Origin of the sequence: Cloacibacillus sp., assembly GCF_020860125.1 — a bacterium.
GTDB lineage: Bacteria > Synergistota > Synergistia > Synergistales > Synergistaceae > Cloacibacillus.
The window spans coordinates 1-25,939 of record NZ_JAJBUX010000059.1 but is presented as its reverse complement, the minus strand read 5'-3'; the positions used below and the strand labels follow the sequence as shown (position 1 = coordinate 25,939).

Genomic DNA, 25,939 nt, shown 5'->3' with positions numbered 1-25,939 from the left:
GTTTGCGCATCTGTATTTTTGCGTAGTTCTATGCTAATATGTCGGAAACATATATTCATAAACCTGTTATTCCGTTGTACATACCGCTTTTGAGGAGACGGATGATAATGCTGGATCATTTTAAAGATATTGTAAAGGTACAGGAGGTGCTCCACGAGGCCCAGACCGGCCTGTGGGCGATAGAGCTCGACGAGGGACGGGAGCCGCGGATGTATGCGGACAACGTCATGCTCGAACTCCTTGGCCTCGACCACGCCCCATCTCCCGAGGAATGCTATCAGGCATGGTATAGCCGCATCCACAAAGATTATTATCCCGCGGTACACCGCTGCGTGGACAGGGCCGTCTCAAATGAAAGAGCCGAGGTGGAATACCCTTGGAGCCATCCGCTCTGGGGAACGATATATGTGCGCTGCGGCGGCGTACGGGACTGGAATTATAAGGGCGGCATCTGCATCCGCGGTTACCACCAAAATATCACGGATATGCACAAAGTTGAACAGGAGCATGCCGCGATCATCCAGACGCTGGGGGAAAACTATGACGGCATCTTCCTCTGCAATCTGCGTGACGGCTGCTTCAAGATCATCAAGACGCCGGAAAACTATCATGATATGACCCAATCTTTTTCAAATTACAACGAATTGCTGAAATGTTATATAAACGCCGTCGCCACTGAGGAATATTGGCCCTCTCTCATGGAGCTGACCGATCCCGTCCTCATAAAGGGGGAGATCGACCGCAATGTTAAACGGGTGGAGCGCCTCTACCGCAACAAAGACGGAGCCTGGAGGCGCGTAAGCTTCCTCCCCTCGCCGCGTTATTCCGAGAGCCATCCCTGGGTCATCGCCGCCTTCGATGGACAGGATGTCGAGGTGGAGAAAAAGCTCAACGAGGTCACGGCCCAGATCGCGGTATCGAATATATACACACTGGTCATGAGTATGGATCTTATAAAGATGGAATACAGCTGCATCCACTACTCCGGCAGTCTGCTGGACCTTGGGCAGCGCGGCTCATACGACACCCTGTGCGAACAGATATGCGCTAAAATGCCGGAAGAGGACCATGACGAGTTCAAAGCGATTTTTGATCTGGATAACTACAGAGAGCGGAGCTACCTGGAGGGCGATTTCAGGCTTTGGGACAATGACGGTATCCTGCACTACTATTCCTATTTCTCCACCCGTATCGGACAGGGCGCGGCGGAACGAATACTGCTGACAGTACGCGGCGTCGACGACAAACGGGAGAGCAAGCGCCGCGAAAAGGTGTTGGCCAATCTCTGCCAATACTATTACTCCGTCTACCTCTTCGACCTCGAAAATGACAGGGGAGAGGCCATGTGGCGGGAAGATCATGCGGACGGCAGCGATATCGCTCCCCAAGACAGTCTGTCGGCATATTACAAGAAGTTCGTCGAAGAACATGTGTTCCACGAAGACCGTGAGAAGATGCTACGCGCCGGTTCGCCTAAGTTCCTGCGCCATACGCTCTCCGCGGAACAGCCCGTTTACGACGTGGACTTCCGCAGGATCTGTCCCGACGGACATGTCGGCTGGGTGCGGTCGCGCTTCAGCGTCGGAGAGATGGAAAAGGGGCGCGTAAAGAGCGTCATCTTCGCAAATATGGACATAAACGAGCAGAAACTTAAGGAGATGGAGGAGGAGCGGCAGAAAAAGCTCTATGTGGAATCTCAAAATATAATCAAAGGCCTCTCCTCCTTCTACCACTCCGTCTATTATGTCGATCTACAGCAGGAAACCTTCCAGGTATTCATGCAGCGCAGCGATATCGCGAAATATCTTGAGGAGAGCGATAACTTCAGACTGCTGATGAAGACCTACAGCAGCCATTTGATTTACAAAGACGATCAGGAGCGGTTCCAGCACGAATTCTCCGCGGAGGAGATCCGCCGTCGGGTGAGCCGCGGCGAATCGATCTACGCCACAGAGTACCGCCGCGATTACGGCGGCATGTACGGGTGGATGAGGGTCCACACGATCGTCGCGGAAAGCCGTAACGGCACGCCGGTGAAGGTCATTTTAGCCGCCCATAATATCGAGGAAGAAAAGAAGCAGAAAGAACAAAACCAGCTCGCGCTGATAACCGCCTATGAGGCCGCCAAGACGGCAAATGAGGCGAAGAGCAGCTTCCTCGCCCAAATGTCCCACGATATCAGGACGCCGATAAACGCCATCGTCGGGATGTCCGCCATCGCGGCGGCGCACTTAGACAGCTCCGAACGCGTCACCGACTGCCTGAGCAAGATCAACATATCCAGCAAGCACCTACTTGAACTGGTAAACGAGATATTGGATATGTCAAAGATCGAAAAGGGGAAACTGGAGCTGCATGAAGAACACTTCCAAGTCAGCGCATTTATGTCCGACATCACGGTCATCGTACAGCCAAGCGTTTCGGAAAAATCCCTGCATATCAGCTTTGACAGCAGCGCCGTAAAACACAACGATCTTATCGGCGACGTCGGAAGGATCAGGCAGGCCCTTCTCAACATCGTGACCAACGCCGTTAAGTACACCCCGGCCAACGGCGGCATCAAAGTCCGCGCCGAGGAATTGCCATCGCGCGACAGCGGCAGGATATGCCTGGTCTTCACAGTAGAAGATAACGGCATCGGTATCTCCAAAGAATTTCTCAGCAACATATTCCTTCCCTTTGCCAGGGAGGACAACACCGAAGTGCGCAAAGTGCACGGTACAGGACTCGGAATGCCGATCGCTCAAGGAATAGTCGCCACTATGGGCGGCACCATCGAGGCCGAAAGCCGGCTGGGAGAGGGAAGCAAATTCACCGTCACCCTGTTTCTGAGGGCGGCGGCCCAAGAGGCGGAAGAGAGACCGGCCTGCGCGGACGACACAAAAATGGTGGAATGGAAGAGCAAAACCAGGCTGCTGCTGGCAGAGGACAACGAGCTTAACATGGAGATCGCGACCACTATCCTGCGGGAATCGGGACTAGTGGTGGATTGTGCGGAAAACGGGAAAGAGGCCGTGGATCTCTTCCTGAAATCGTCGCCGGGGAGATATCAGGCGATCCTGATGGACGTACAGATGCCCATTATGGACGGCTACACGGCGACCCGTGAGATACGCGGCAGCGGACATCCGCAGGCGCACGATATCCCGATAATCGCCGTGACGGCCAACGCCTTCGCGGAAGACGTCGCGAAAGCGCTGAGGTCAGGAATGAACGACCATATCTCAAAACCGATAAATTTTGAGAATTTAAAGAAGCTGCTGCAAAAATATTTGGCATGATGTTTGTCACAAGCACAGTGAATCCTACAAACGACACACAAAAGCTGGCTCCATAAGGGGGCCAGCTTTTAGATTTAATATCCGCAGTTAAAGGCCAAGCGCTAATATTTCAGGCCAAATATGGGATGGAATATCCTCTCGTCATGCAGGAAACTCGTCTGCTCGTCAAAGGATTTCTTCGCTTCGGCTCCAAGTGAGACCGCAAGTGACGAGGTGAGCACGTGCGTAAGGAAGATCGGGCCGATGATGCTGCTGCCGAAGGTCGGGCTGTTGGCCGAAACGTTGAGCTGAAGCTCGGCAAAACGGCAGACGGGGGCGGCGGCGCTGTCCGTCATGGTAATGACCTTCGCGCCGTTCCGGTGGGCGATCTCCACCGACTCCGTAACCTCCACGGCATAGCTTGGAAGTTCGCAGACGATAACGACATCGCCCTCGCGTACTCCGCGTACCTGCTCCCAGAGAGAAAGGCCGCCGCGGCGGCAGAGGAAGGCGCGGCATCCCATTATCGTGAGGCGTATCTGCATCAGCTCCATGACAAGCGACGAGATGCCCCATCCGATACAATAGATGTTGTTGGCGCCCTTGACTATTTCGTTGAAGCGGTCAGTCTCTTCCGGCGAAAGCTGCGCCATCGTATCGTCAAGGTTCGCGTGTTCCGCCTTAAAGACGCTGTCGGGGAATGAGTCGCTTGAATTTACCGCCCGCGCCAACAGCGCCGCGGGATTGATCTGCTCGAGGATCGTCTTCTGGAGACAGGCCTTGAGCTCCGCGTACCCCGAAAAACCGAGCATCTGGGCGACGCGCACAAGCTGCGCCTTGGAAACCTTAAGTTCGTCCGCTATATCGCCAATGGAACGAAAGGAGGCCTCGCGCATGTTGGCGAGCAGGTACTCCGCCACACGACGCGCCTTGTTTGGCATCGTATGTGCTTTTTCCATCAAAAGGTTCTGTAACTGCGTACTGTCCATCTAAATACACTCCTTAAAATCATACATTTTTTTGATAAATTTGTTCTATGAAACATTTCTTATGAATTCTAGTTTTATTTTACATGATTGTCAACCACAGTCTACTTTGTTTTATGCAAGTTCATAAAAAAAATATAAAAAGGCACGCATCCGTTGATCTAATTCACACGAAAAGACGGACGGCAAGAGCCGCCCGCGGTATTTCAGCCCAATATGCAAAGAGACAACGGCGCCGCCGCCCTATAGGGGGTCCCAGTTTCCCTCCTGCCGGTCCCTCATTATCGGACAATCTATCACACCATAGGCGGCTGTCTTGAAGCAGGCGTTACAGGAGATACAGGCGGAGGGCCTCGCGTCATCCTCCGCCCAGCGGTTTATAAGATCCGGCTCCGCGTTGAACGGGCGGCTCAGCCCAAATAGATCGGCGACGCCATCCTCCAGCAGCGCGGCCATCACGGGCAGCGAACGCAGCCCACCTGTGAGCAGCACCAGAGAGTTTTCCGGCGCGGACGCTCTTATCTTCGCCGCATAGGGGGCGAATGGCGCCTCCGATTCGCCGGCTGAGACGCCGACGACGCTCGGAATATGCTCCGAAGAGGCATAGCCGGTCCCCGAAGAGACCTCCACTACATTCACTCCGTCACGCAGCAGCGTGAGTGCGGCCTCGGTCCCCTCATCGGGGCCGTATCCGCCCACAACGCCCTCCGTTGCGCTTATCTTGAGCCATACGGAAAAATCGTCGCCAACGGCTCCGCGTACCGCGGCATATACTTCGCGCACGAGCCGCAGGCGGTTCTCAAAACTTCCGCCGTAACGGTCTTCACGACGGTTGATTAGCGGCGAGAGAAACTGCGTCAACAGAAAACCGTGGGCCCCGTGTATCTCCACGCCGTCGGCTCCGCCCTCTTTCGCCCTTTCGGCCGCCGCCGCGAAATCGCGGCAGACCTTTTTTATATCCTCTTCCGTCATCGCCTGGGCGATGATATCGCTGCCAGGGTATTCGCCGCCGCTCGGAGAATAGGTGGGCAGCCCCTTCGAGGAGGCCGACATGCGCGCTCCGCCGGCGTGGCAGATCTGCACGACAAGCTTTGAACCGGCGTCATGTACGGCGGCAGACAGCCGACGGACATCGCCGACGGCCTCCTCCACGTCGATCCCCCACTGCTTCGGCGCAGCCTGCCCCTCGAGGCTGACGTAAGCAAACTCCGATATCACCGTACCCGCGCCTCCGGCCGCCGTCTCCGCCTGGCGCGATATCGCGGCTGGCGTGGCGCGCCCCATCGCGCCGTCACAGGCGCCAAGCCAGGTAGCCGCCCTGACGAAACGGTTTCTTACCGGAAATGTTTTATTCTCAAAGGGCTTAAATAATTTTATTATCTGCGCCCTCTCATCTGTCTCCCTCATTAACCCGACTCCCTTTTATGGTCTTTGATCTGTCCTTGATTAAGATTTACCCCTCATATACTATCTGTTTCGCGGCCTCATTTTCCGATATTCCGGCGTGTATTGCAAGGCGTTTTATACCAAAACCTCCATGACCGCGAAATTTTGAGATATCGCGGCGCGGAACCTGCCAGGGGCCTTTGGGAGCAAGCTTCACAAGCCTCCGAGCTTCGGCCTCCGCAAGTATCAGTTCTCCAAGCGCCGGATGGTGCGGCCCTGCCTTAGCCTCAGCGGCGAGCGACGCCGTCTCCTGCAGGCCGATCCTGATCGGCACAAAGCCAAAATCCACGGCGAGCTCAATGAACTCCCCGCCCCACAGCACCGCCTCCTCCACCGAAAGCGGGCGGTACTCACCCTCCAGATAGAGCCGTTCAAGCTCCGTACCCGCGATCACAAGACAGGGATAGAGGCGCAGCTCCCAGCGCTCACCGCCTTTAAGCTCCGCAAGCCTCATAAGATCACACAGGCTGCTCTCCCTGCGCTGCCCCGGCAGCCCGATCATCATCTGCACGCCGACCGGCAGGGAATCCTTCATGAGGAGCGAGATATCCTCGAATATCTTTTCCGGATCAGCCTCCCGGCGGCAGGCGGCGAGAACGGCGGGATCAAGCGTAGGAACGCCCAGCTCGATGCGCGAGATGGGATATTTTTTTATCAGCGCGCGCAGCGCGTCGTCGCGCAGGTCCCCGGGATAGGTGGAAAAGCGCACGGTACTGCCCGCCGGAGCGTATTCCGTAACGCAGTCAAGGTATGCCTTTATCGTCTTTTCAGGGAAACGGCAGAAAGAGCCGCCGAAATAGCATATCTCCCGCGGCTCTTTGACATCTTCCAAAACGGCGCGGACATAATCGGGAGTCGGCACCTCAGTCACCCCGGTTATCGCCCGCTGATTACAGTATACGCACTGCCCGCGGCACCCGGCGAAGGGCAGAAAAAAGGGCAGTTTCTTCAATTTATCCGCCATCCGTCCACGCCCCTAGTTCCAGTCGCAATACTGGTTTTCCTCCCACTCAGGCCAAGCGGCGGCCCAGGCGAAGCTGTCGGCGCGGTTTTCAAAACTCTCCATTGAGACAAAGGTATGCTGCCAGAAACGCGCGCCCTTAGTATGGTTCAGCAGATGATAAAGCTCATGAAATATTGCAAAGCGCTGCCAAAACGGAGGCAGCTGTGAATTGACGAATATGCGTCCGCGCTCGCCGCGCACCAGATGTATTCCCCATACGCCTACCGGGAGGGGCTCGTATTTTATCTCAAGAGAAAGCCCCGTCAGCTCTTCGGCCTTGGCCAGAATGTCAAACTCACCGAGGCGCTGCCATTGATTCCCCTCCTGCCGTGCCCATTCCGGAATCACCGGCGGAGGGGAGGGAAAATCATCAAAACTTTCTTCCTCGAATTCCTCGGCGTCGGCGTTATTCTCCGGCAGCATCCTTTTCGTCCCAATCGTCAAGAGCGGCTTCGATGACGCGATATACCCGGCGGAGTTCCTTTTCCGATAGCTTCTTGCTGCGGTACCAGATCTCAAGCTCGCCATTGTCAAGCATCGATTCCAGCTGCACGCGCCCCGGCTTGTCGGGAGTGGAAAAGTCCATCAGAAGGTCCGTGACCTCAACGTTGAGCGCCGGCGCGAGTTTCTGAAGAAGTTTCATTGAAGGAAGACGGCGGTTGCTCTCAAGCGCCTGAACATAAATACGGCTCACTTCCACTTTGTCAGCAAGCTTCTGCTGTGTTAGGTGCTGCGCCTTACGAAGTGATTTGATTCTATTACCTAGACTCATTTTTCACAGGCTCCCTTTCCATATTAAATTTTGTATTCAACATGAGACTTGTTCCTATTATATTACAACAATATCAAGAGTATGACAACTAATAGATTATATCTTTCTGCAAAAAATTCAAAAAATATGTACAACTTAAAAGGTCCGCCGCGCCTCCGGGGCTTACGCGCAGCGGCAGGAAGCCGGCTTCCAGTGCGTACAGCGGCCGGTAGTCGGGGCGCCTGGGGTCGAACCTCGCCGCGGTATCCACGACAAGCCGCGGGTAGACATTCTTCCAATAGTCGTATCCAGCCCTGTGTATCACATTGCTGTCCTCGCAGACCGCCATTATCGCGAGCAGAGCGGCAAGCCCAGCGTCGTTTTCCGCAGCCCCGGCATCAATGGCATTCCTCAGCGCGGAAAGACCGCCTCTGACAACGGAGGGAAAAGCCCTCTCCGCTTCACCGCGAACACCGGTGATACCATATTCCAAAAAGAGCCTCTCTCCATTCGACAGGCTCCTCTCCGGCCTCTTCGCGGCCAGCGGGCCGAGCTCCCTCGCCACAGCGCCGCTTACAGCGCACGAGGCGGCCATTGCCGCGCCCTCCGCCGACGCTTCACCCTTCGTCGAGAGCATATAGCCAGCTCCGTAAAGCAAAAGCGACATGAGATAGATCAGCCCCTTATGGGTGTTTATCCCATCCGTGGCGGCAAACATCGCGCGCTCCATCTCCGCCCCTGCCGCCCTCAGCTCCCGCATCGCCTCCGAAGGCGGCGTTCCGTTGAGACCGGTACGCGCCTGCTCCTCCCAAAACGGCGCGATCGCCCGCGCGCTCTTTATAAAAAGCGCGCAGTCCATATCCTCGTGACAGCCGTTTCCCTCAGCGTCGACAAGCCCCGGCTTCGGAGTCGTAAGCACCTCGCGGACCGCAGCCTCGTGCGCCGCCGAGGCCAGCAGCTTCGCCGCTCTTGACTTCATGGACATTCTGCCGCATACTCTATAATATTTATGTAACAAGGAGCCGCCGTTATATGCATGCAATTCCCTCCGGGGTAAAAATCATCTTCAATAAAATAACGCAAAGATTCTCCGACTGCAAGCAAAAGAACGGAGGGGCGGGGAAGTTTATGCTCCGCGTTACTGTTTTATGCGCCCTGCTGGCCTGTCTCCCCCTCTTATCCAACGCGGTGCACCGCGAAGCCGCAAACGACTGGCGCGACGGCTGGGCGGAGTGGAGGCGCGGCAACGCCGCCGCCGCTCTGAACCGCTGGTCGAAGAACCCGCTGGCCTCTCCCTTTGAAATACGTCCGGCGCGCGTCGCCTACTGGAAGATACGCGCCCTTGAAAGACTCGGCAGAAACGAGGAGGCCGCCGTTGCCGCCTCGCTGCTCGCCCTGCGCCACCCTCTTGACTTTTACAGCCTTGTGCTAGCCTATGAGGGGCGTTATCCGGCCCTCACACGGCTCGTGCGCTCGGCCTGCGCGCGTGCCGCCTACATACGGCGGTGGAACGGCGAGGTCGCGATGGCCTCGGCGAAGACCGGGGTCTCACAAAATATCCTGCTGGGGCTGATCAGGCAGGAGAGCAAATTTAACGAACGGGCCGTGAGCCGCTCAGGGGCTGTGGGGCTCATGCAGCTGATGCCCTTCACGGCGCGGGAGGCGGCGGCGCGCCTTAAAAACGAGGCGCTCTCGCCCTATGACCCGACACACAATATAATGCTGGGGGCGGCATATTTCGCCCACCTGAAGACAAAATTTTCAAACAAGCTGCCGCTCGCGCTCGCGGCCTATAACGCTGGCGCGGCCTCGGTCTCACGATGGGACTCGGAGGCCGGCGACTGGGTGGAGTGGATAGAAGAGATCCCGTACCCGCAGACACGCGAATATGTGCGTTCAGTGCTGGAGAACATAGAGATATACAACGTAACGGACCAGGAAAAACAGAACGGCGAACCATCCTTCTTCGCGGAGGCGCTGAACCGCCCCCAGCTGATGAAAAAGGTCGCCGCCGGTAAAAGGCCGGAAGGAGTGGGCACAAATGCCAGATGAGGGATTCAACCCTATAGAAACGGTACGGAAATTTCTTGAAGAGAACAACTGTTCGTCGCAGATAAGGGAGACAACAGCCACCATATTTACCGTCGCCGACGCCTCCGCGGCGGTCGGCGCGTCGGAAAAAGAGATACTGAAGAGCATACTGCTGCGTGTGAACCACGGGAAGAGCTTCGCGCTCGCGCTGATGTCCGGTGTAAACCGCGTCGACACAAAAAAGATCAGGAAGCTCTTGGGGGCCTCGCACGTTTCATTCGCCGACGGCGAGACCTGCACGGAATGGTCGGGTTTCCGCCCAGGCGGCGTGCCGCCGGTGGGCTATCCCGAACAGCCGCCGACGCTGCTCGACGAGGAGCTCTTTCTCTATAATACGGTATGGGCCGCCGCCGGCACAGACCACGCTTTTTTCCCCGTCGCGCCGGACGAGCTGCTGAGGATCACCGGCGGCGCGAAGGCCGACATCAAAAAGGACTGAGCGCCGGATAACCGCAAAAGCAGCCGTCACTTAATAATATAAAGACCGCCGTCTCATCCCTATCCTGAGACGGCGGCCCTTTTATCTTCATCCGGTCATGGGAAAAGCAGCCCCGCGGCCGGAATGACGATGACCATGGACATAACTATCCTCATCACGTAGACCACCGTCATATGCCAGAAGCGCAGCGGGATGTTTGAGTGCCACACGTGCAGGCCGACCTCGGTAAGATTTATCAGCCCGGTTATCGAAAGGCAGATACAGATGAAACGGGCCTGTTCTGTGAGCAGCAGGCGTCCATAGGTGGCGGCAAGGAACTGGTCGACAAAGGAAAAGACCGTCGCGGAGGCGATTATACTCGATTCCATCGCACCCATCGCATTAAGCGCCGTCTCCGCGGGGACGGCCAATATCTTCACTATGCTTGTCGTTTCGGCGATTATGAAGAGCAACGTTCCGAAGGCCACCATCAGCGGCACGGTGCTGAAAAGCAGCGTGTATATTATCGACAGGCTCTCATGCAGATACTGCTTTGCGTTCATATGGCGCGCCCGCGCCGTCCCGCGCAGTATCGCCCAGCCAAAGAGGGAGTGCCCGTGATGCTCGCCCGTGTGATGCGCGTGGTAGTTGTCGTGCCCCAGGTAATAATTATTCGGTATCGACGAGAGCGGCCATATCCGCGGCAGCACCGCGGCCAGCAGGATCATCGTGAAATAGACGACAAAGAGTATCTGCGGCATCGCGTACTCCATGTAGAAGAGTTCGGCGATCGCGTAGATATTATATATTCCCGCGAGAGAGAAACCGCAGACGATCGCCGCCGCCTCACGGTCCGTATAATAACCGGCGTCGTACATCTTCGCCGTGAATACGACCGCCATCGAGCTGCTGCCGAGCCACGACGCGACGCAGTCGATCGCAGCGCGCCCCGGCACGCGGAAGAGCGGGCGCATAATGGGACTCGCGTAAACGGCGATAAACTGGACGAGGCCAAAATCCATAATCAGCGGCGCCCATACTCCAAGGACGAGCGCTAGCATAATAAGCCGCGGCGCCAGGTTATTAACGATAAACGAAGCCTTCGCCACAAAAACGCTGAGCGGGCCGCCGAGACCAAGATAGTGCTGAGAGCCGAAAAGCACAAAGAGCGAGATCGGCAGGGCGCAGATGCGCGCGGCAAACCATACGGGGCCTCCGGTGAGATTCTCGTGGAGAATATGGTTCTCCATGATCCACCTGGGCCTGAAAAATTTCGCGGACACCGTTAAAAACGCCACAACGAGAGAGAGCGCCGAAACTATAAGCGGCTGCCACCCGATGATCGACATCATCAAAAACTCTTTCGCGTGACCGATCAGAGTATTCATCCCTCCGTGCAGCAGGAAAGGAACGAGAAAGACAACTATCCCCAGAAGAGAGGGGATCACAAATTTCAGCAGATTTCTCCTATCATGTGTTACAGATTCCAAGTTACAGCTCCCCATGCTCCGGCAAATATTCCTCAATGAAAAATACCTCTCCCAGACACGTCTCCTCAAGTGCGGACATGGCAGGGAGATCGGGGAGCGGCCACCCAAGCTCACGGCAGGCGGAGGCAAATTCATGGATCACGGAAGGGGCCCTCGCCAGCACATCTTCCTTTGACGAACCTTCTACCCAGCAGCCGTTTAGCCCGGGGAAATTTCCGATCCACAGCGGCCCCTCGGCGGCCCGCTCCTCGTAGACGACGATCGGATAGCAATATCTCTTTATCAGCTGCCCATGACCCTTTCAAAGAGACGCAGGAAATTTTCGCCCAAAATGGCATCCGCCTCATCCTCTTTATACCTTTCGCGCACGGCCCGTATAAACCGCTCTCCCGCGTCGGTGTGATCCCGGAAAATATCCGTGTCGCCCTCCTGTACATAACCGGATTTGAGCGATTCCAGACAGGAGCAGAGGTCAAGCCCCATGCCCGCGTGCTCCGTGCCATAACGGCTGACGACATAATCAAGATGGGTGAGCAGCGCCTCCGGGGTCCTCGCGGAGCGCTCCGCCGCCGCGAAGGGACCGCAGGCATTCATCCCCGTCACGCCGCCGGCGGCGGCGAGAAAGTCCAGCTGCCAGTCGGCGAGATTCCTCGGCGACGAGGTCAGCGTACGGCAGTTTGAATGCGAGGCGATGAAAGGGACCTTCACGATATGGGCGATCTCACGGAAACCGGCGTCGTTCAGGTGGCTCACATCTATCACCATGCCCAAACGGCAGGCCTCCGCCGCCAGTTCGCGTCCGAAGCCGGTCAGCGAACCCGCCGACGAGGCGGGAGCCTCCACCTCAAACGAGATGCCGTCGCAGGCGTAATTGCGCCGCGACCATGCGAGTCCCAGCAGCCGCACGCCAAGCTCATAAAATACGCGCAGCAAAAAAATATCGCGTCCAAGCGGCTCCGCGCCCTCGAGAGAGAGAAACAGGGCGACCCTGCCGTCGGCCGCCGCCGCGCGGCACTCACTTACGCTGCGGCATAACCTGAACGAACCGGACTCCTCAATGTCGGCATAAAGCGCCGAAATCTGATCGAGAGCGTTTCTCAGCGCCCCCTCGGGAACCAGCTCGTCAAGAATAAAAACGGAACAGACGACGGCGTTTATGCCTGCGGAACGAAATCCGGGCAGAAAACGCCTTTCTAAAACGGCATGCTCTCCGCGGCGGCGCAGGGACAGCACATCCAGAAGCATATCAAAGTGCGCGTCAAGTACGATTTTCGTCTTCATTTTAATCTCAGCCTCTGCATATCGCAGCGCATAAGATCGAACCAAAGCAGAGTATGCTCCAGTCCTCCCTCAAGCCCCGCGAGGATTTTCAATGCCTCCGCCGCCTGCACCGAAGCGATGAACGGCGGTATAAAGGGCGGATTGCCCGTAGTAAGTTCTATACCCTTATCCGGGACCTCCGCGCTCTCTCACAGCGGCCTGTCCTGCGGACGCAGCACCGCCGCCTGGCCGAAAAACCCGGCCACGGCACCGTGAACGAAGGGGATGCCGAGCCTCCGGCAGAGGCTGAATACATCCCGGCGGCCGCTGTTGTTATCCAGCGCGTCAAGCACGACATTTGCCGGAGAGAGTATCTCCGCGCCGTTCGCCTCATTTATGAACATCTGATAATGTTCCGCGGTAACGCCGGAATTGACGCCTCTTACACGTTCAGCGGCGGCGGCGGCCTTCGGCTCGCCGATATTCTCCTCAGTCGCGTAGAGCTGGCGGTTAAGATTATTTTCGTCAAAAACATCGCCGTCGATGAGAATGAGCCGTCCGACGCCGGCACGGGCAAGAATCTCCGTTATCCAGCCGCCAAGCCCGCCGCAGCCGACCACAGCCGCGCAGGATTCAAGCAGCCGCGCCTGCCCCTCAAGGCCAAAGGTACCGATCGTGCGCTCATAACGCGATGGGCAAAGCCCTCCGCGCAGCGCGGCAATCTCCGCCTCTCGTACGGACAGACCGCCTAAAGAGGCCGCCTCGCGGCATACGGACAGGGGAACGGCGAGAATATCCCCGTGACGTGAAGCCCGTTCCGCCATATATTCAACCGGTTTTTTAAAAATCAAAGACATCCCTCCGCCGCCTGGGTATGCACCTTCCGGGCCTTTGCCGCACATATCCCGCGCCGCAAAACGCCGCGAGAATATTTTACCCCATAATTGTGTAATTTCACAATTTATCAGCCACTCTTTTACGTCATTTTTTGTCTTATTTCCAAGAAATTCTGTTACAATATATGGTGATATGGATTAATTAATCTCAACTTGCCGGAGGGGTATAGATGACGCTCAGGTGTAAAACACAACTTTTTCTCGGAGTAATACTGCTGTCAGTACTGCTGATACTTGATATTCTGTTTACAAATTTTTTGATCACATCAGCGGAACAGACAGACAGAGAGCGTATGACCAGAGACCTTTCCAGAACCTCGGTGACCCTGAACGGGGAAGTGCGCACGCTATCGGCGATAGCGGGCAACTGGGCCTACTCCGATAAAGCGTGGGACTACATGACCGGCCTCAACCCCGACTACCCGAATATATACCTCAACAGGGCCGTTCTCACGGAGATCGGCGTCTCATCTCTGATATTCATAGACAACGACTTCAATGTTAAATTCGCGCGCGACTACAGCGCCCCCGACGACAGCTCCACTCCGGAGAGCGAAGTCGCCGCGATCTTCAGCAACCAGGGAGAGGATATCTTCAAAAACCTTCCCGAAGACGGCACAAGCGGCATAGTAATGAAAGGTGAGGAACCGATATTCTTCGCCGTCAAGCACATACGCCGCTCCGACAAGGGCGGCGGCCAGGCCGGATACCTTATCGCCACGATGGCCCTATCGCCGAAAATGATCCATAAAATCACCGCCGGCCTGCATTTCACCTTCGCCGTGGAGCCCGTTCCGCAAAAAGACAAGGGGCGGGAGCTTCCGAATATGATCCTCAACAACGACCCGCGAAATTCATTCACCACGGGGCGTCTGCTTGTGCGCGACCACGCCGGCGCGCCCGCTTTCTGGATCTCCGGCATTTCTCAAAACGTGGACATCAAGAGCGCCGAGCGTGAACTGCAGATACTCTTCTCCATTCTCGCGATCGCCGCGCTCTTCGTAGTATTCCTCTTCGGGTTCTTTATGAAATACCAGATAACAAACCGCATGAAACGGCTGCAGCGCGAGATAGAGGCGATTCGCGACGAAGCCGGCGACGCGCACAGCATCACGATAGACCGTAAGCGTGACGAAATCGCGAGCATCCAGCGCACACTGAACGACTTCATGGCCTTCTTCGACTTCAAGCAGGGCGAGAAGAACAAAGCCGACGATATCACCATCTCCGTCCACAAACGCTTCGCGGAGGCCGGCAGACGTCTCTGCATGAAGACGCTTGAAGACATCGCGACGGCATTCTCTCCTGGAGACGAGAAATTCCGCGCCGCGCTCGTCAGAGGCGCCGCTAAGGCACGGGACTTCGCAAGGGAGAACGGTATCGAAGAGGAAGAGCTCATCTATATCTACCTGGGAGCGCTCTTCAGCCGTATGGGCATGCTCTCGCTGCCCTTCTCCATCCGTACCAAGACCTCGCCGCTTACGCCCGCGGAGCTGCGCGAATACAGAAAGTATCCGATAAAATCAAAGGACTTCATGGAAGCGATAGAGCTCCTGCGCCCCGCCTCCGCGCTGCCCTACGCGTGGAATGAAAACTGGGACGGCACCGGCTTCCCGCAGGGACTCTCAGGCAGCGCGATACCGGTTCAGGCAAGGATATTCGCCATCGCGGACGCCTGGAATGAGATGACGCGCCCCTGGCCCGGACGCCGCATCCCGACAGAAGACGAAGTGATAGAGAGACTGCGCGCGCAGGCCGGTACACGCCTTGACCCGCAGCTCGTGGAAAAATTCATCGCCTTTCTGAAACAGCAGAAGCATTAGAGACCGTTAATCCCTATAGCCCTATATCTTCCGCTGATTATACGCCGCGGCGCGGCTCATATAGTCAGCGGTTTTTCTAAAGAAGGAGAGAAAACATCATGACAGAAATCGACGCGAGAAAACTGGAATGCCCGAAACCGGTCCTGCTTGTAAAAGAAGAGGCGGATAAAGGTGCCGTTCAGATCCGTGCCTGCGTGGACAACGAGGTCGCGGCGGGAAATGTCACGCGCTTCTTTGAAAGCCGCGGATATGCCGCCTCACGAGAGGATGGCGCCGAAGGCATATATATCACCGGCAAAAAGAGCGGCGAAACCGCCGCTGTACAAAAGGACGGCGGGGCGCGTACCGCGCTACTCTTCACCTCAGACAAAATCGGCGCTCCCTCAGACGGCCTCGGAGAGGTGCTTATGAAGGCGTACCTCGGAACGCTGACCAAGACATCCACGCCGCCGGCGGCCATAGCCCTGATGAACGAGGGCGTAAAAATGGCGCTGCCGGAGGCCTCGACTCTCGACACCCTTAAAGAGCTGGAAGCCGCTGGGACAAAAATCCTCATCTGCGGCACCTGTACGAAGCACTTCGGGATCACCGACCAAATCACTATCGGCACCATATCCAACATGTTCGAAATATCCGAGGCGGTCTTCGGAGCGGACAAGCCGATAGTCCTCGGCTGATATGAGACATATCTATCTGAATAACGCCGCCACGACCTGGCCCAAACCGCAGGAGGTACCGCAGGCGGTCTTTGATTTCATGACGCGCGCCGGCGCGAACGCCGCGCGCGGCTCCGCCTCCGAACGGGACCTTAAAAGCCTCGACATCGTCTTCACGGCGCGCGCCCGCGCGGCGAAACTCTTCGGCGGCTGCGCGAAGGCCAACGCCAAATACGTGACGCTTACATCAAACGTCACACATTCGCTGAACATCGTGCTCAGGGGATTTCTAAAACCTGAGATGCGCGTCGTCACCACCTCGATGGAGCACAACTCCGTGGTACGTCCGCTGCGGGAGCTGCAGGAACAGGGCCTGCTGGTCGACGTGCTGCAGTGCAGCCTGCGCGGCTACCTGCCGTCCAAGGCGCTCTCCGAAGCGCTGCTGGAAAAGACCGATCTCGTCGTCATAACCCACTGCAGCAACGTCTGCGGCTCCGTCCAGCCGATCGAAGAGGTGGCGGAGATCTGCGCCCGCCGCGGCGTTCCGCTCGTCGTCGACTGCGCCCAGACTGGCGGCCTTTTGCCGATCGACGTTCAGGAGCTCGGCATTGCCGCCCTCTGCTTCACGGGCCACAAGGGGTTATTCGGCCCCCAGGGTACCGGCGGCATTATCTGGAACCCCGAGTTTGCCGAAAGATGCGCGCCCCTCATAACCGGCGGCACCGGCAGCCTCTCCCACGAGGAGACGCAGCCGACGCTCATGCCGGACAAATTTGAGGCGGGTACGCCTAACCTCCCCGCCATCGCGGGACTTGACGCGGCGCTGGAATGGCTCGAAAAGACCGGCATCGCAGCGATCGCCGCCAAAGAAGAACAGCTCGGCAGACGCCTCGAGGAGGGGCTCCTTTCGATAAAGGGGATGCGACTGCTCGGCGCCGCGGGAGACGACACGCCGCGGCTGCCCGTCTACGCCTTCAACGTCGACGGTATGGACAACGGCACCCTTGCGCGGGACCTCAGCGACCAATACGGCATTGAGAGCCGTCCCGGCCTCCACTGCTCCCCGCTGGCCCACCGGACGCTGGGCACCTTCCCGGAGGGCGCGCTGCGCCTCTCGCCGGGGTATTTCAACACGGAAGAAGAGATCGATTATACCGTTCAATCAATCAGCGAACTGGTAAATCGGCGTTTATAAGCACGATTTGCGTCATAAAATGGGGGCTCCGAATCCTCACCGTATGAAGATACGGTTCCGGTATCGGAGCCCCCATTTCATTTAGCAACTCGCACTTCTAAACGCCGATTTCCTTCGGGTAGGGAAAGAGGTAAACAGCAATTTAGGTTTGTTTTTGTGTTCAGACTGACGCTAGAAGCGGAACCGGCCGGCCTTTAGTTGGTCGGCGCGGGACGGTTCCGTTTCCGGTGATATTTAACTTCTGCCGCGTCTTATGGCGCAGAGCGGCAGGACTACGGCAAAGAGAGCCAGCAGACCGGCAAAGCCGCCGTTACATCCGCTGCCACCGCCGGAATTTGCCGCGGGGTCGTCCTGCTTTTTATCCTCAGCCGCGTCGCTGAAAGAAAAACCGCCGTTAGTGCTGGTACCCTGCACATTTATGGTATACACTTCATCGCTGTTCTTCATCTTGTAATTCAAACTTAACAGTTCAAGATTGTCAAAAGCCTCTGAATCAACGGCAAAGTTCATCTTTATCGGAGCTAGCTTTGGTCTCGTTACAGCACCGCGGCTTACCTTCACACCTGTGCTTACGCTTCTTGATAACTTCATTATATTATCGTAATAGAGGGAGGAATCGGAGGAAACCGGCGTCCCGTCGCCGTAGGTTATGCTTATATCCTCGGCACCTGGCATATCAGGGTAAATCCATTCAATCTCATTTGCCGCAGCCATGACGCTACTGCTCGATTGTCTGGACAAACTCTTACCACTAGTCTTAGTCTCCTCGGCAGTCCCTGCGCTATCAAGGTCAACGATGCAGCTGACACCGGTTCTGCCGTCAGAAAACTTATATAACACAATATCTTCCGACGTCCCCTGTTCTTCCTTCGTTATAGTACGTTCTTCATAGTCCCAACGTCCTCTCTCGCTGGCTTGAACAGTCTCTAAGTCCTCAGAGGCAGCGCCACGCAGCGCCATAATGGTATTGATATTGAACGCTGAGGACTTTCCAAAAAATCGAACTCTACCCTCTTGGGTGAGATATACATAATTGTTTTCAATAGTATTTAAACCGTGCTCTGTATCACTGATTGACTGATGTTCTGAAACTCCAGATACCGGCAAAGTATGGGGACCGTTAAAAGTAGCGTCGGTACCCTCAAATTCTTTTTTAATGAAGTTCGCCAAGCCCGCCAAGAACGACTGATTTTTAGGTATATTATGGTACGTTTCCTCCCAGCCGCTGCGCTTATTTAGTGCGTCTAAATTGGTAATATTCGGCGCAAAATTACAGCTTCCAGACGATTTTTCATACCAATTTTTGGGAGCGTTGACAAGCTTCATTCCCAGAGCGGTATTTCCTGAGAACCGCAGCGATCCTCCTTTTACACTTAACGCGCTCCACCGAATGTCGCCATATCCATTGGAAGAGTTCATATTCCAGACATCTGTTAGATGTTTCCATCCAGGATCGTCGTTTCCTCCTCCCGAAGAATTATAATTTTTCTTATAGCCGTAAAAAGCCGCTCTAGGTGACAAGGCTATATAGGGTATGTTTGTACCTACAGAAACATCACTGGCTCGCTCAGGAAGTATAATGAAATTTGCCTTACAAGTAACTTTATTCCTTGACGTACGTGCTACTACGCAAATCCTAGAAGATGAGTCGTCGGCAGGGAACGCTTTTCGTGTCGTGACAACGCCGTTCTGATCGATGGTGGCATATTCGCTGACGTCGTTAGGATTGCTAAACAGCTCTCCATCACCAACCAAAGTCCATGTAATAGGGTCATGGCTGTAGTCGACATAGTATCCGTCAAAGGCATCATCTTTCGTACCTGGGAAATGTTGTTTGTAAACCTCAAGCCTTTCCGCTATTGACAACCAGTCATTAGGATTTAATACCGCACGCGGATATGTTTTCGCAAATTCCCCATTATTTGCCCGTCTGTAATCACCGTATGTACGACCACGAATAGTAATCTTAAACTGATATACAGCACCTACTTGTATTGTTTTTATATTATAATCATTTGTATGGTCGCCTGCATAGCCGCCTGTGATATAACAGTCCGTTATCGGTGGCCTTTGGTTAACTGGATTAAATTCGATGATTTTAAAATCCTGTTTTTTATACTCGTTTATTATTATGTCCGGGAACTCCAAATCCTCCCTCGTTGTTATATGCGCAAATATTCCTTTGCGCATCCTACCGTCCGGCAGTTCGGCCTGTAAATATACGGGGTGGACACGATCCACCTCTCCCTTGCCGCCCTCACTAGAGCTGGTATAAGAGTACTCCCTATAATAGGGTTCTGGCTGTACACTCGTATTAATAATGAGTTCAACCGTGCCGCCTGTCCCTCTGGGATTAACCGTCACTGTACCAATTTTCCAGTTTGTTGGCGTCTCATCGGGAGAAACAACGCTCGCGAGCTTGAAGTTTAAGAGGCCAGTTTGATTGTCTATCGGAGGGCACACCGACCAGTTGACGGTGATACTATTACCGCCGTCAGTGTTAAGCTTTTTATATCTTTTTTTGAATACATAACTTTCTATAACGTTTGTAAATTTTCTATTGCCGCCAGGCTCCGTGGGAGGCTCGAATTGCGTATAGGAGCTCATTTCGTTTATAGTAAATTCTGGTTCCGCTCCGTCTAGCCATATATGCGAGAGATATTCCGGGCTGACCCCCAGATATATGAACTTCCCCTCGTATCCCTGCTGCAGGTTGAGCTTGAACTCATATTCTTGGTCAATCGCCATATTCTTGACTGTGAACCGTATCGTTCTCTTTTCCCCCCACTCAAGATTAATGCGGGCGGTAACCTTTCCCTCTGAAATCGTACAGCTGTCCTTGTCCCTATCCAAGTTCGTATCCAACATAATCGCAGGGTCATTAGGTATTTGCGCATGCAGCGTGAAATTTAGCGAGTTTGGCTTTGTCCTGAATGTTCTCTCACCGGCGCCTAACTCCGGCTGAGACAGGGTAAGCACGTCTTCCGTCTCGCATATATCGTGGAGAGTCAGAGATTCAAGCTGCGGAGTTACAAAGTTCGATATCAGGTTTATCTGAACCTTGTAGTCGCTCACATCCGGATTACCAGTCTGAGGGTTCTTCCGGCTCATCGTGATGCTGATGGGGAGATTCTGATCCGACTCTCCTATGGAAAAGCCTTTACTGTCTTTTCCGGATTCTATAGGCTGCGGTTGGGAACCGCCTCTGAGACCGACAAAGATATCCGTACCGTACGCCATGTTGGCCTCAACGGTGGGAACCACTACAAATGTACATTTTTCGGCTACGATGGACGAATTCAAATCCACATAATAATAGCGCCAGCCGCCCTCAGTTTTCAGATCCTGTTTAAATCCTTCTCCACCAGGGTCATTGCCGATAGATCTATATTTAAGCGTGAGTTCCGTCCTGCTTCCATTCTGAGTTACTTTATAGACTTTAAGGTCGCTAAGTTTCATGTCGTTATTGCGGCTGTTTAATTCAACTATATACGAGGCGGTCTCGCCATTTTTACCGGTGACCGTTATTTTGACAGAATATGTGTACCCGGAGGCGGGAATGCTTAGAGTCACCTTGCCGTCCTGGTCGGCAATTTCGTCGTTTATCTCGATGCTCTGCGGATCGTCTTTGGCAGCGACTTTCACCACGACACTCCTGCATGAACCCGGTATGGAGGCGTAGTATTGAAGGTAACCGTCAGCAGGCGTTATTGTATCAAAGTGTTCGCCACTCTCCGATTCGAGAGTAATGCTCGTTACGGGGGTGTAGGCGGGAGTGCCCTTATAGAGCCAGATCTCGTATGTGACAAAGCCCAGCTGGGATACGTCTCCCACCGTGAGCGTAATGCGGTTCCATCCCTCTTTGAGACCCACGTTGACACTGCCTTTCGCCGCCGTCGCGCCAGGATTGGGAGCCGCGCCGTTTACGGAGACGGACCAGTCGGACTCCTTATCCAGCGTGAAGGTCATAACAACGCTGGAGACCTTATCGTCAGCAAGAGACTCTTCAAACATCCTCGTTGGCTCTGTGGGCGTATTTTCGTCCATCAGCGTCCCATCGTTTTGACCGCTGACAGCTGCATCCAAGGCCAGCGTCTTTAACTGTGCCTGCGGAGCGGCGGCGCTGACGGAGCCAAACGCACCTGTAAGTTTTCCGGCGTTAGGGTCGGCAAGCGCAAGCGAATCGTTATGGCCTTTTAGTTCAGGATCGTAGGATACCATTGCCGAATCGCTGACGGTTTTCTCCAGTTCAACCTCTACGGTACGAAACGTCCGGCGGCCGTCCGCGCCTGTCGGCGAAGCGAGAGGAACAACTCTAAATACACCAACATTGGTACCATTATCTTCAACTGTGAACTTAGAACACGCCTGCGTTCCAACCATGCTGACGCCGCTGCCGCCGTCTCTGGTAGTTATGGTCGTGGCATATTCAAGCTCTCTGTCAAAAGTGATCTGCAAATGTGTCCCATCCACCTTGACAACGCCGATGGGGGTTAAGGGCGAATATGAATCCGCGGTGTATTTAATGATTTTTTCGCTGCCCGTTTCCGCTTGCAGGCAATAGTATGTTGTCTCGTAGGTTGGATTGTCCGCCATAACGACATGGGCGGCGAAGGGAATCAGCGCGCACAGCGCGGCAAGCAGGAGTATCAGGAACTTAAAGGGTGAGGAAAAAGGAAGAAGTTTTAACCAGCGTAAACTACGGTTGCCCCCCCCGTGGAAGGGTACTAAGGTTCGTTTTTTGCAAAAATGGCGTTCGTCCGTCTTTCATTTTTACCTACCTCCAATTAAGATATATTATCCGCGGAACGCAGGAGGCTCGTATCCTCGAACGTCACCGCACTGATAAATAATTTTTACATCCGCTGCACGGCTATCGTATCACAGCACGGCCATGTCGCGCAACAAATATTTTTTAGTGTCCACCGTAAAATTACCTAATATACGTTAAGTAACTTTTCCGAACGACACATAACAGCGAAACACCTCCGGTGCCGAACTCCGTCTTTGGTACCAAAGTACCAGCCGCACGCCAATTCGCCCTGTCGTTTATAGAGTTGGTATTTGAATTTTTAAGAAGTGACTGACTGTATGTCCATACATCGATAAACTTGCATAACGATCAGAAAGCTAAATCGCAATTTACTGCTTTCCCACCCAAAGGAAATCGGCGTTTAGACGTGTCGGATGCTAAATAACTTGCCCCCTGAGTACCGGAGCCGTATCTTCATACGGCGAGGACACTCAGGGGGCAAGTTATGACGCAGACGGCGCGTATAAACGCCGATTTTTATGAGGCGATATATCCCTTGGCTACCAGTACGGCACGGGAATACTCGTCCTCGGGACGATACCCCTTGCTCAGCAGCTCACGGATGTAGGTGCCGTTATAGGTGAAGCTGAATACTAGCTGCGCGAAAAAGAGCGTCAGCACGCTCGCCGCGAACATTATCACGGCCCACTTCGCGTCGCCCCGGCATATCGGCACAAGGAAACCGAAGAAGAATACCGTCCAGCTGAAACCCACTTTTACCGAGCGCATCTGGCCGTCCTCGGCGATAAGTCTTATCATCATATTCTATTCCTCCATATCCATCTATTTTTTTATCACATCAGGCATTGCGTTTTACCGTTTATTTGCCTATTTACGCTATAAATATTAACACGTATCATCACAACAGAGGTATAATCTACCGACAAATCAGAGATTTGGAAGGAGAAATTTCTCATGGTGTTGTGGATAGTATTAGGTATAGCCGCGCTCATAGTGGTGTGGATTATCGGGACATATAACGGGCTGGTCAAGCTGAGAAATATGGCGCAGGAGGCTTGGAGCGGCATCGACGTACAGCTCAAACGCCGCAGCGATCTTGTTCCCAATCTTGTGGAGACCGTAAAAGGTTATGCGGGGCATGAGAAGAGCACGCTGGACGACGTGACCCGCGCGCGGACGGCGGTGGTCGACGCGGGAGGCGATACCGCGGAGAGGATGAAGGCGGAAAATATGCTTACCTCCATGCTTCGTTCGCTCTTTGCCGTCGCCGAGGCCTATCCCGACCTTAAGGCCAATACGAATTTTCTTCAGTTACAGGGAGAGCTCAGTAAGATCGAGGATGAGATTCAGATGTCGCGCCGCTATTACAACGGCTCCGCGCGTAATTTGAACAACGCCGTACAGCAGTTCCCGGGCATGCTGATCGCCGGGCCGATGGGCTTTTCCACATTGCCGTATTACGAGGCGGATGAGTCGGAATGCGCCGTGCCAAAGGTCGCATTTTAACGTCAGACAGATATTCCAGATAAGATAACATTTAAATTAAGGAGGCGGCAAATGAAAAAGACAAATATCTGCTTGTTGCTCATGTTTTGTGCCGTTATTTTCTCCGCCCTGCCCGCCAGCGCCGCGGAAATCATTGAAAGTTTCCGCAGCACGATAGCGATCCGCGAGGACAGCTCTCTTGAGGTCAAGGAGAAGCTGTTGGTAAATATTGAGCATAAGAGTATAAAGCGCGGCATCATCCGGAATTTCCCTATAAGGTATAAGGATAAGAACGGACGCTCATTCGATGTCGGCTTTGACGTGGAGGCCGTCAAGCTTGACGGCGAGGACATTCCCTACAATATCTCTTATGACGGCGCTTACGCCTATGTGAAGATCGGCGATCCCGGCTCGATGATACCGCTGGGGCTCCATACTTTTACGATAAAGTACACGACGACGCGCCAGATAGGTTTCTTTGAAAATTATGACGAACTTTACTGGAACGTCACCGGCAACGGCTGGTCATGGCCGATAATGACGGCCGCCTGCAGCGTCTCTCTGCCGCAAAAATACGCGGGCGAGCCCTTTCGTTCGATAGAATGGTACGTCGGAGCCTACGGCGAGCGCGGCGTTAAGGAAGACGCCAAGCTGGCCGATAGAAATACGGTCGTCACGACGCATCCGCTGTCGCCGGGAGAGGGGCTCACCGTCGTATATACGTGGAAGAAGGGGCTCATCTCCCCGCCGCCGTCTCCGTTCGGAGACGAACGCAGGCAGAGCTGGATCGCCTTCGCGACTTTAGCCCTCTCCTGCGCGTGGTTCGCTTTCGCGGTTCTAAAACGCAGGAGCGGAGGGGAGCCACCGGCGGTGATCCCACGCTTCTATCCGCCAAAGGATTCTTCTCCCGCCTTCGTTCGCTATATAAAGGAGATGAAGGTCGACCGCGTCTCAATGACGGCAAATATCATCAGGCTGGCGGTCAAGGGGGCGCTGAAGATTGAGGAGAGCGACGAACCGCCCTCGTTCTTTGGACATAAACATAATATTTTCACGCTCGTGAAGAAGAACGGCAGTGTCGAACTGACGCGGGACGAGGACGCGATGATGATGCGGCTCTTCCCCGGGGACCGGGAGAGCGTCACGCTGGAGCAGAAGAACGCCAGGGAGCTTTCCAACGCGAATGGCGGCCTCCGGCGCGGCATATCCAGCCTCAGCCGCGGGCTGGTCTCCACGAATATCGGCCTCTGTCTCACCGGCGCGCTGATTTTTATCGCCGGACTCGCCACAACGCTGCCATTCACCGGAGACAGCCTTACGACCACGGCCGCCGCCGGCATTTTCGGAGGCGCGGTGCTCATGATCTCCCTCTCAAGAAAGGTTTCTCCCGACGGCTCTTTCATTACAAAGATAAAGGAGATCATATTCTCCCTCTTTCCCTCGATCGTCGCGGCCTTTGCCGCGTATTCGATCTTCGAGGGAGAGCGCGCCGTCCTTTTGATAGTCCTGCCTTTTATCGCGGCGGCAGCGGTGACGGCGCTGATGCGCCCCTTTGTCACCAGCCGCACTGAGAGGGGCGAGGAGCTCAACAGCGAGGTTGAGGGACTGAATCTCTATATCTCCGTCGCGGAGAAGGACCGCTTGGAGATGCTGAACGCGCCTGACGAGACCCCCGAGCTGTTCGAACGGCTCCTGCCCTACGCGATGGCGCTCGGAGCGGCCAAGACCTGGGGAGACCGGTTCGCGAAGGTGCTTGAAAAGGCGCAGTACACACCGCAGTGGTACGCCGGCCCCTCCCCCTATATCTTCATGAATACGGGCGGCTTCGGCTCTTTCTCCGACGCGATCGGCTCCAGCATGGCCGCCGGCATGAAGCCGGAACAGGCCCCGAGCTCCTTTTCCGGAGCCGGAGGCGGCGGCTTTTCCGGCGGCGGAGGTGGCGGTGGCGGCGGCTCCGGCTGGTAAAATCGGCGTTTATCAAAATCGGCGCGAATAAGCACCGTATGCGTCATAAGCCGGTCCCTGAGTGTCCTCGCCGTATGAACAATACGGCTCCGGTACTCAGGAACCGGCTTATTTAGCCTACGGCACTTCTTCGCGCCGATTTTCCTGTTATCATATAAAATTTCCCAAACATATATCTACGTTCATTGTGGGAGTAATATAAACAGCGGTTTAGTTTCTGCTCTTGTAGCCTCCCTCTCTGAGGCGGCCAGGGAGCCGAAATCTTTGATTTCGTGCGATTCGGCTGGTAGTTACATCAGAGGTGTCGGCCGCCTGTTTTTGGCGGCTGACGGAAGGAGTGTTATTCTGTTTGGCTCGGGAACCGCGCCAAACAGAGCCCGCGGCGAAAGCCGCGGGAGAACCTAAGGTCAACTCTCCCTCAGTCTCGGCGAAAAAACATC

The 25,939-nt window shown here is 54.9% G+C and carries 20 protein-coding genes; 8 read left to right on the top strand and 12 right to left on the bottom strand.

All coding sequences use genetic code 11. The features are described from left to right. The first annotated feature begins 107 nt into the window (after positions 1-107). Positions 108-3,281, top strand: coding sequence for an ATP-binding protein (locus LIO98_RS07515; protein ID WP_291954962.1), 3,174 nt, complete (start codon positions 108-110; stop codon positions 3,279-3,281). 101 nt (positions 3,282-3,382) lie between these two features. Here the strand turns inward: LIO98_RS07515 and LIO98_RS07510 are convergent, their stop codons facing one another. From LIO98_RS07510 to LIO98_RS07485, 6 genes are all read right to left on the bottom strand, one after another. Continuing rightward, positions 3,383-4,249: a MurR/RpiR family transcriptional regulator gene (locus LIO98_RS07510; RefSeq protein WP_291954960.1), complete on the bottom strand. Its 867-nt coding sequence runs from the start codon at positions 4,247-4,249 to the stop codon at positions 3,383-3,385. 240 nt (positions 4,250-4,489) lie between these two features. Continuing rightward, positions 4,490-5,653, bottom strand: a complete 1,164-nt coding sequence (locus LIO98_RS07505) for an NADH:flavin oxidoreductase (RefSeq protein ID WP_291954958.1) — start codon at positions 5,651-5,653, stop codon at positions 4,490-4,492. Positions 5,654-5,699: 46 nt separating this feature from the next. Further along, positions 5,700-6,656, bottom strand: coding sequence for a radical SAM protein (locus LIO98_RS07500; RefSeq protein WP_291954956.1), 957 nt, complete (start codon positions 6,654-6,656; stop codon positions 5,700-5,702). Positions 6,657-6,668: 12 nt separating this feature from the next. After that, positions 6,669-7,139: an ImmA/IrrE family metallo-endopeptidase gene (locus tag LIO98_RS07495; RefSeq protein WP_291954954.1), complete on the bottom strand. Its 471-nt coding sequence runs from the start codon at positions 7,137-7,139 to the stop codon at positions 6,669-6,671. Continuing rightward, positions 7,102-7,467: a helix-turn-helix transcriptional regulator gene (locus tag LIO98_RS07490; RefSeq protein WP_066747045.1), complete on the bottom strand. Its 366-nt coding sequence runs from the start codon at positions 7,465-7,467 to the stop codon at positions 7,102-7,104. Before LIO98_RS07490 ends, LIO98_RS07495 begins: the two co-directional genes overlap by 38 nt. A gap of 88 nt (positions 7,468-7,555) precedes the next feature. Beyond that, positions 7,556-8,425, bottom strand: a complete 870-nt coding sequence (locus LIO98_RS07485) for a triphosphoribosyl-dephospho-CoA synthase (protein WP_291954948.1) — start codon at positions 8,423-8,425, stop codon at positions 7,556-7,558. A 53-nt stretch (positions 8,426-8,478) separates the two neighbouring features. Here LIO98_RS07485 and LIO98_RS07480 point away from each other — a divergent pair, with 53 nt between their 5' ends. After that, entirely contained in the window at positions 8,479-9,498 is a 1,020-nt protein-coding gene (locus LIO98_RS07480) for a lytic transglycosylase domain-containing protein (RefSeq protein ID WP_291954945.1), read from the top strand. Beyond that, positions 9,488-9,976, top strand: coding sequence for a YbaK/EbsC family protein (locus LIO98_RS07475; RefSeq protein ID WP_291954942.1), 489 nt, complete (start codon positions 9,488-9,490; stop codon positions 9,974-9,976). The genes LIO98_RS07480 and LIO98_RS07475 overlap by 11 nt, the downstream gene beginning before the upstream one ends. A gap of 95 nt (positions 9,977-10,071) precedes the next feature. Here LIO98_RS07475 and LIO98_RS07470 read toward each other — a convergent pair whose 3' ends face one another. The 4 genes from LIO98_RS07470 to LIO98_RS07455 form a co-directional block, all read right to left on the bottom strand. After that, positions 10,072-11,445: a hypothetical protein gene (locus LIO98_RS07470; RefSeq protein WP_291954940.1), complete on the bottom strand. Its 1,374-nt coding sequence runs from the start codon at positions 11,443-11,445 to the stop codon at positions 10,072-10,074. A gap of 1 nt (position 11,446) precedes the next feature. Then, entirely contained in the window at positions 11,447-11,587 is a 141-nt protein-coding gene (locus LIO98_RS07465; RefSeq protein ID WP_291954938.1) for a hypothetical protein, read from the bottom strand. A 140-nt stretch (positions 11,588-11,727) separates the two neighbouring features. Next, positions 11,728-12,726: a membrane dipeptidase gene (locus LIO98_RS07460; RefSeq protein ID WP_291954936.1), complete on the bottom strand. Its 999-nt coding sequence runs from the start codon at positions 12,724-12,726 to the stop codon at positions 11,728-11,730. A gap of 188 nt (positions 12,727-12,914) precedes the next feature. Then, positions 12,915-13,556 carry a HesA/MoeB/ThiF family protein gene (locus LIO98_RS07455; RefSeq protein WP_291954933.1) on the bottom strand — a complete coding sequence of 214 codons (642 nt, stop codon included), beginning with the start codon at positions 13,554-13,556 and terminating at the stop codon, positions 12,915-12,917. 215 nt (positions 13,557-13,771) lie between these two features. Between LIO98_RS07455 and LIO98_RS07450 the strand changes: the two genes are divergently transcribed. From LIO98_RS07450 to LIO98_RS07440, 3 genes are all read left to right on the top strand, one after another. Next, complete coding sequence (locus LIO98_RS07450) at positions 13,772-15,424, top strand: HD domain-containing phosphohydrolase (RefSeq protein WP_291954929.1); 1,653 nt, start codon at positions 13,772-13,774, stop codon at positions 15,422-15,424. A gap of 98 nt (positions 15,425-15,522) precedes the next feature. Continuing rightward, positions 15,523-16,101 carry a sulfurtransferase-like selenium metabolism protein YedF gene (gene yedF, locus LIO98_RS07445; protein ID WP_291954926.1) on the top strand — a complete coding sequence of 193 codons (579 nt, stop codon included), beginning with the start codon at positions 15,523-15,525 and terminating at the stop codon, positions 16,099-16,101. A gap of 1 nt (position 16,102) precedes the next feature. Then, positions 16,103-17,275, top strand: coding sequence for an aminotransferase class V-fold PLP-dependent enzyme (locus LIO98_RS07440; RefSeq protein ID WP_291954923.1), 1,173 nt, complete (start codon positions 16,103-16,105; stop codon positions 17,273-17,275). A 234-nt stretch (positions 17,276-17,509) separates the two neighbouring features. On the opposite strand, the gene LIO98_RS07435 is transcribed toward LIO98_RS07440, so the two are convergent. Together LIO98_RS07435 and LIO98_RS07430 are read right to left on the bottom strand one after the other, a co-directional pair. Continuing rightward, positions 17,510-21,871 carry a Synerg-CTERM sorting domain-containing protein gene (locus LIO98_RS07435; RefSeq protein WP_291954921.1) on the bottom strand — a complete coding sequence of 1,454 codons (4,362 nt, stop codon included), beginning with the start codon at positions 21,869-21,871 and terminating at the stop codon, positions 17,510-17,512. A gap of 694 nt (positions 21,872-22,565) precedes the next feature. Continuing rightward, positions 22,566-22,850 (bottom strand): hypothetical protein, encoded by a 285-nt coding sequence (locus LIO98_RS07430; protein WP_273309384.1) that lies wholly within the window; start codon positions 22,848-22,850, stop codon positions 22,566-22,568. A 153-nt stretch (positions 22,851-23,003) separates the two neighbouring features. Between LIO98_RS07430 and LIO98_RS07425 the strand changes: the two genes are divergently transcribed. After that, positions 23,004-23,555, top strand: a complete 552-nt coding sequence (locus tag LIO98_RS07425) for a LemA family protein (protein ID WP_291954916.1) — start codon at positions 23,004-23,006, stop codon at positions 23,553-23,555. 51 nt (positions 23,556-23,606) lie between these two features. Further along, the gene (locus LIO98_RS07420) at positions 23,607-25,499 is read left to right on the top strand and encodes a DUF2207 domain-containing protein (protein WP_291954913.1); all 1,893 of its coding nucleotides are present in this window, start codon (positions 23,607-23,609) and stop codon (positions 25,497-25,499) included. Positions 25,500-25,939: the final 440 nt, after the last annotated feature.

Bases quoted from the DNA above. Each gene is read 5' to 3' on its own strand.
- LIO98_RS07475 (WP_291954942.1), top strand. From the start codon at position 9,488: ATGCCAGATGAGGGATTCAACCCTATAGAAACGGTACGGAAATTTCTT.
- LIO98_RS07490 (WP_066747045.1), bottom strand. From the start codon at position 7,467: ATGAGTCTAGGTAATAGAATCAAATCACTTCGTAAGGCGCAGCACCTA.
- LIO98_RS07450 (WP_291954929.1), top strand. From the start codon at position 13,772: ATGACGCTCAGGTGTAAAACACAACTTTTTCTCGGAGTAATACTGCTG.
- LIO98_RS07435 (WP_291954921.1), bottom strand. From the start codon at position 21,871: ATGGCGGACAATCCAACCTACGAGACAACATACTATTGCCTGCAAGCG.
- LIO98_RS07510 (WP_291954960.1), bottom strand. From the start codon at position 4,249: ATGGACAGTACGCAGTTACAGAACCTTTTGATGGAAAAAGCACATACG.
- LIO98_RS07480 (WP_291954945.1), top strand. From the start codon at position 8,479: ATGCATGCAATTCCCTCCGGGGTAAAAATCATCTTCAATAAAATAACG.
- LIO98_RS07420 (WP_291954913.1), top strand. From the start codon at position 23,607: ATGAAAAAGACAAATATCTGCTTGTTGCTCATGTTTTGTGCCGTTATT.
- LIO98_RS07440 (WP_291954923.1), top strand. From the start codon at position 16,103: ATGAGACATATCTATCTGAATAACGCCGCCACGACCTGGCCCAAACCG.
- LIO98_RS07430 (WP_273309384.1), bottom strand. From the start codon at position 22,850: ATGATGATAAGACTTATCGCCGAGGACGGCCAGATGCGCTCGGTAAAA.
- LIO98_RS07425 (WP_291954916.1), top strand. From the start codon at position 23,004: ATGGTGTTGTGGATAGTATTAGGTATAGCCGCGCTCATAGTGGTGTGG.
- yedF (WP_291954926.1), top strand. From the start codon at position 15,523: ATGACAGAAATCGACGCGAGAAAACTGGAATGCCCGAAACCGGTCCTG.
- LIO98_RS07485 (WP_291954948.1), bottom strand. From the start codon at position 8,425: ATGAAGTCAAGAGCGGCGAAGCTGCTGGCCTCGGCGGCGCACGAGGCT.
- LIO98_RS07460 (WP_291954936.1), bottom strand. From the start codon at position 12,726: ATGAAGACGAAAATCGTACTTGACGCGCACTTTGATATGCTTCTGGAT.
- LIO98_RS07515 (WP_291954962.1), top strand. From the start codon at position 108: ATGCTGGATCATTTTAAAGATATTGTAAAGGTACAGGAGGTGCTCCAC.
- LIO98_RS07500 (WP_291954956.1), bottom strand. From the start codon at position 6,656: ATGGCGGATAAATTGAAGAAACTGCCCTTTTTTCTGCCCTTCGCCGGG.
- LIO98_RS07505 (WP_291954958.1), bottom strand. From the start codon at position 5,653: ATGAGGGAGACAGATGAGAGGGCGCAGATAATAAAATTATTTAAGCCC.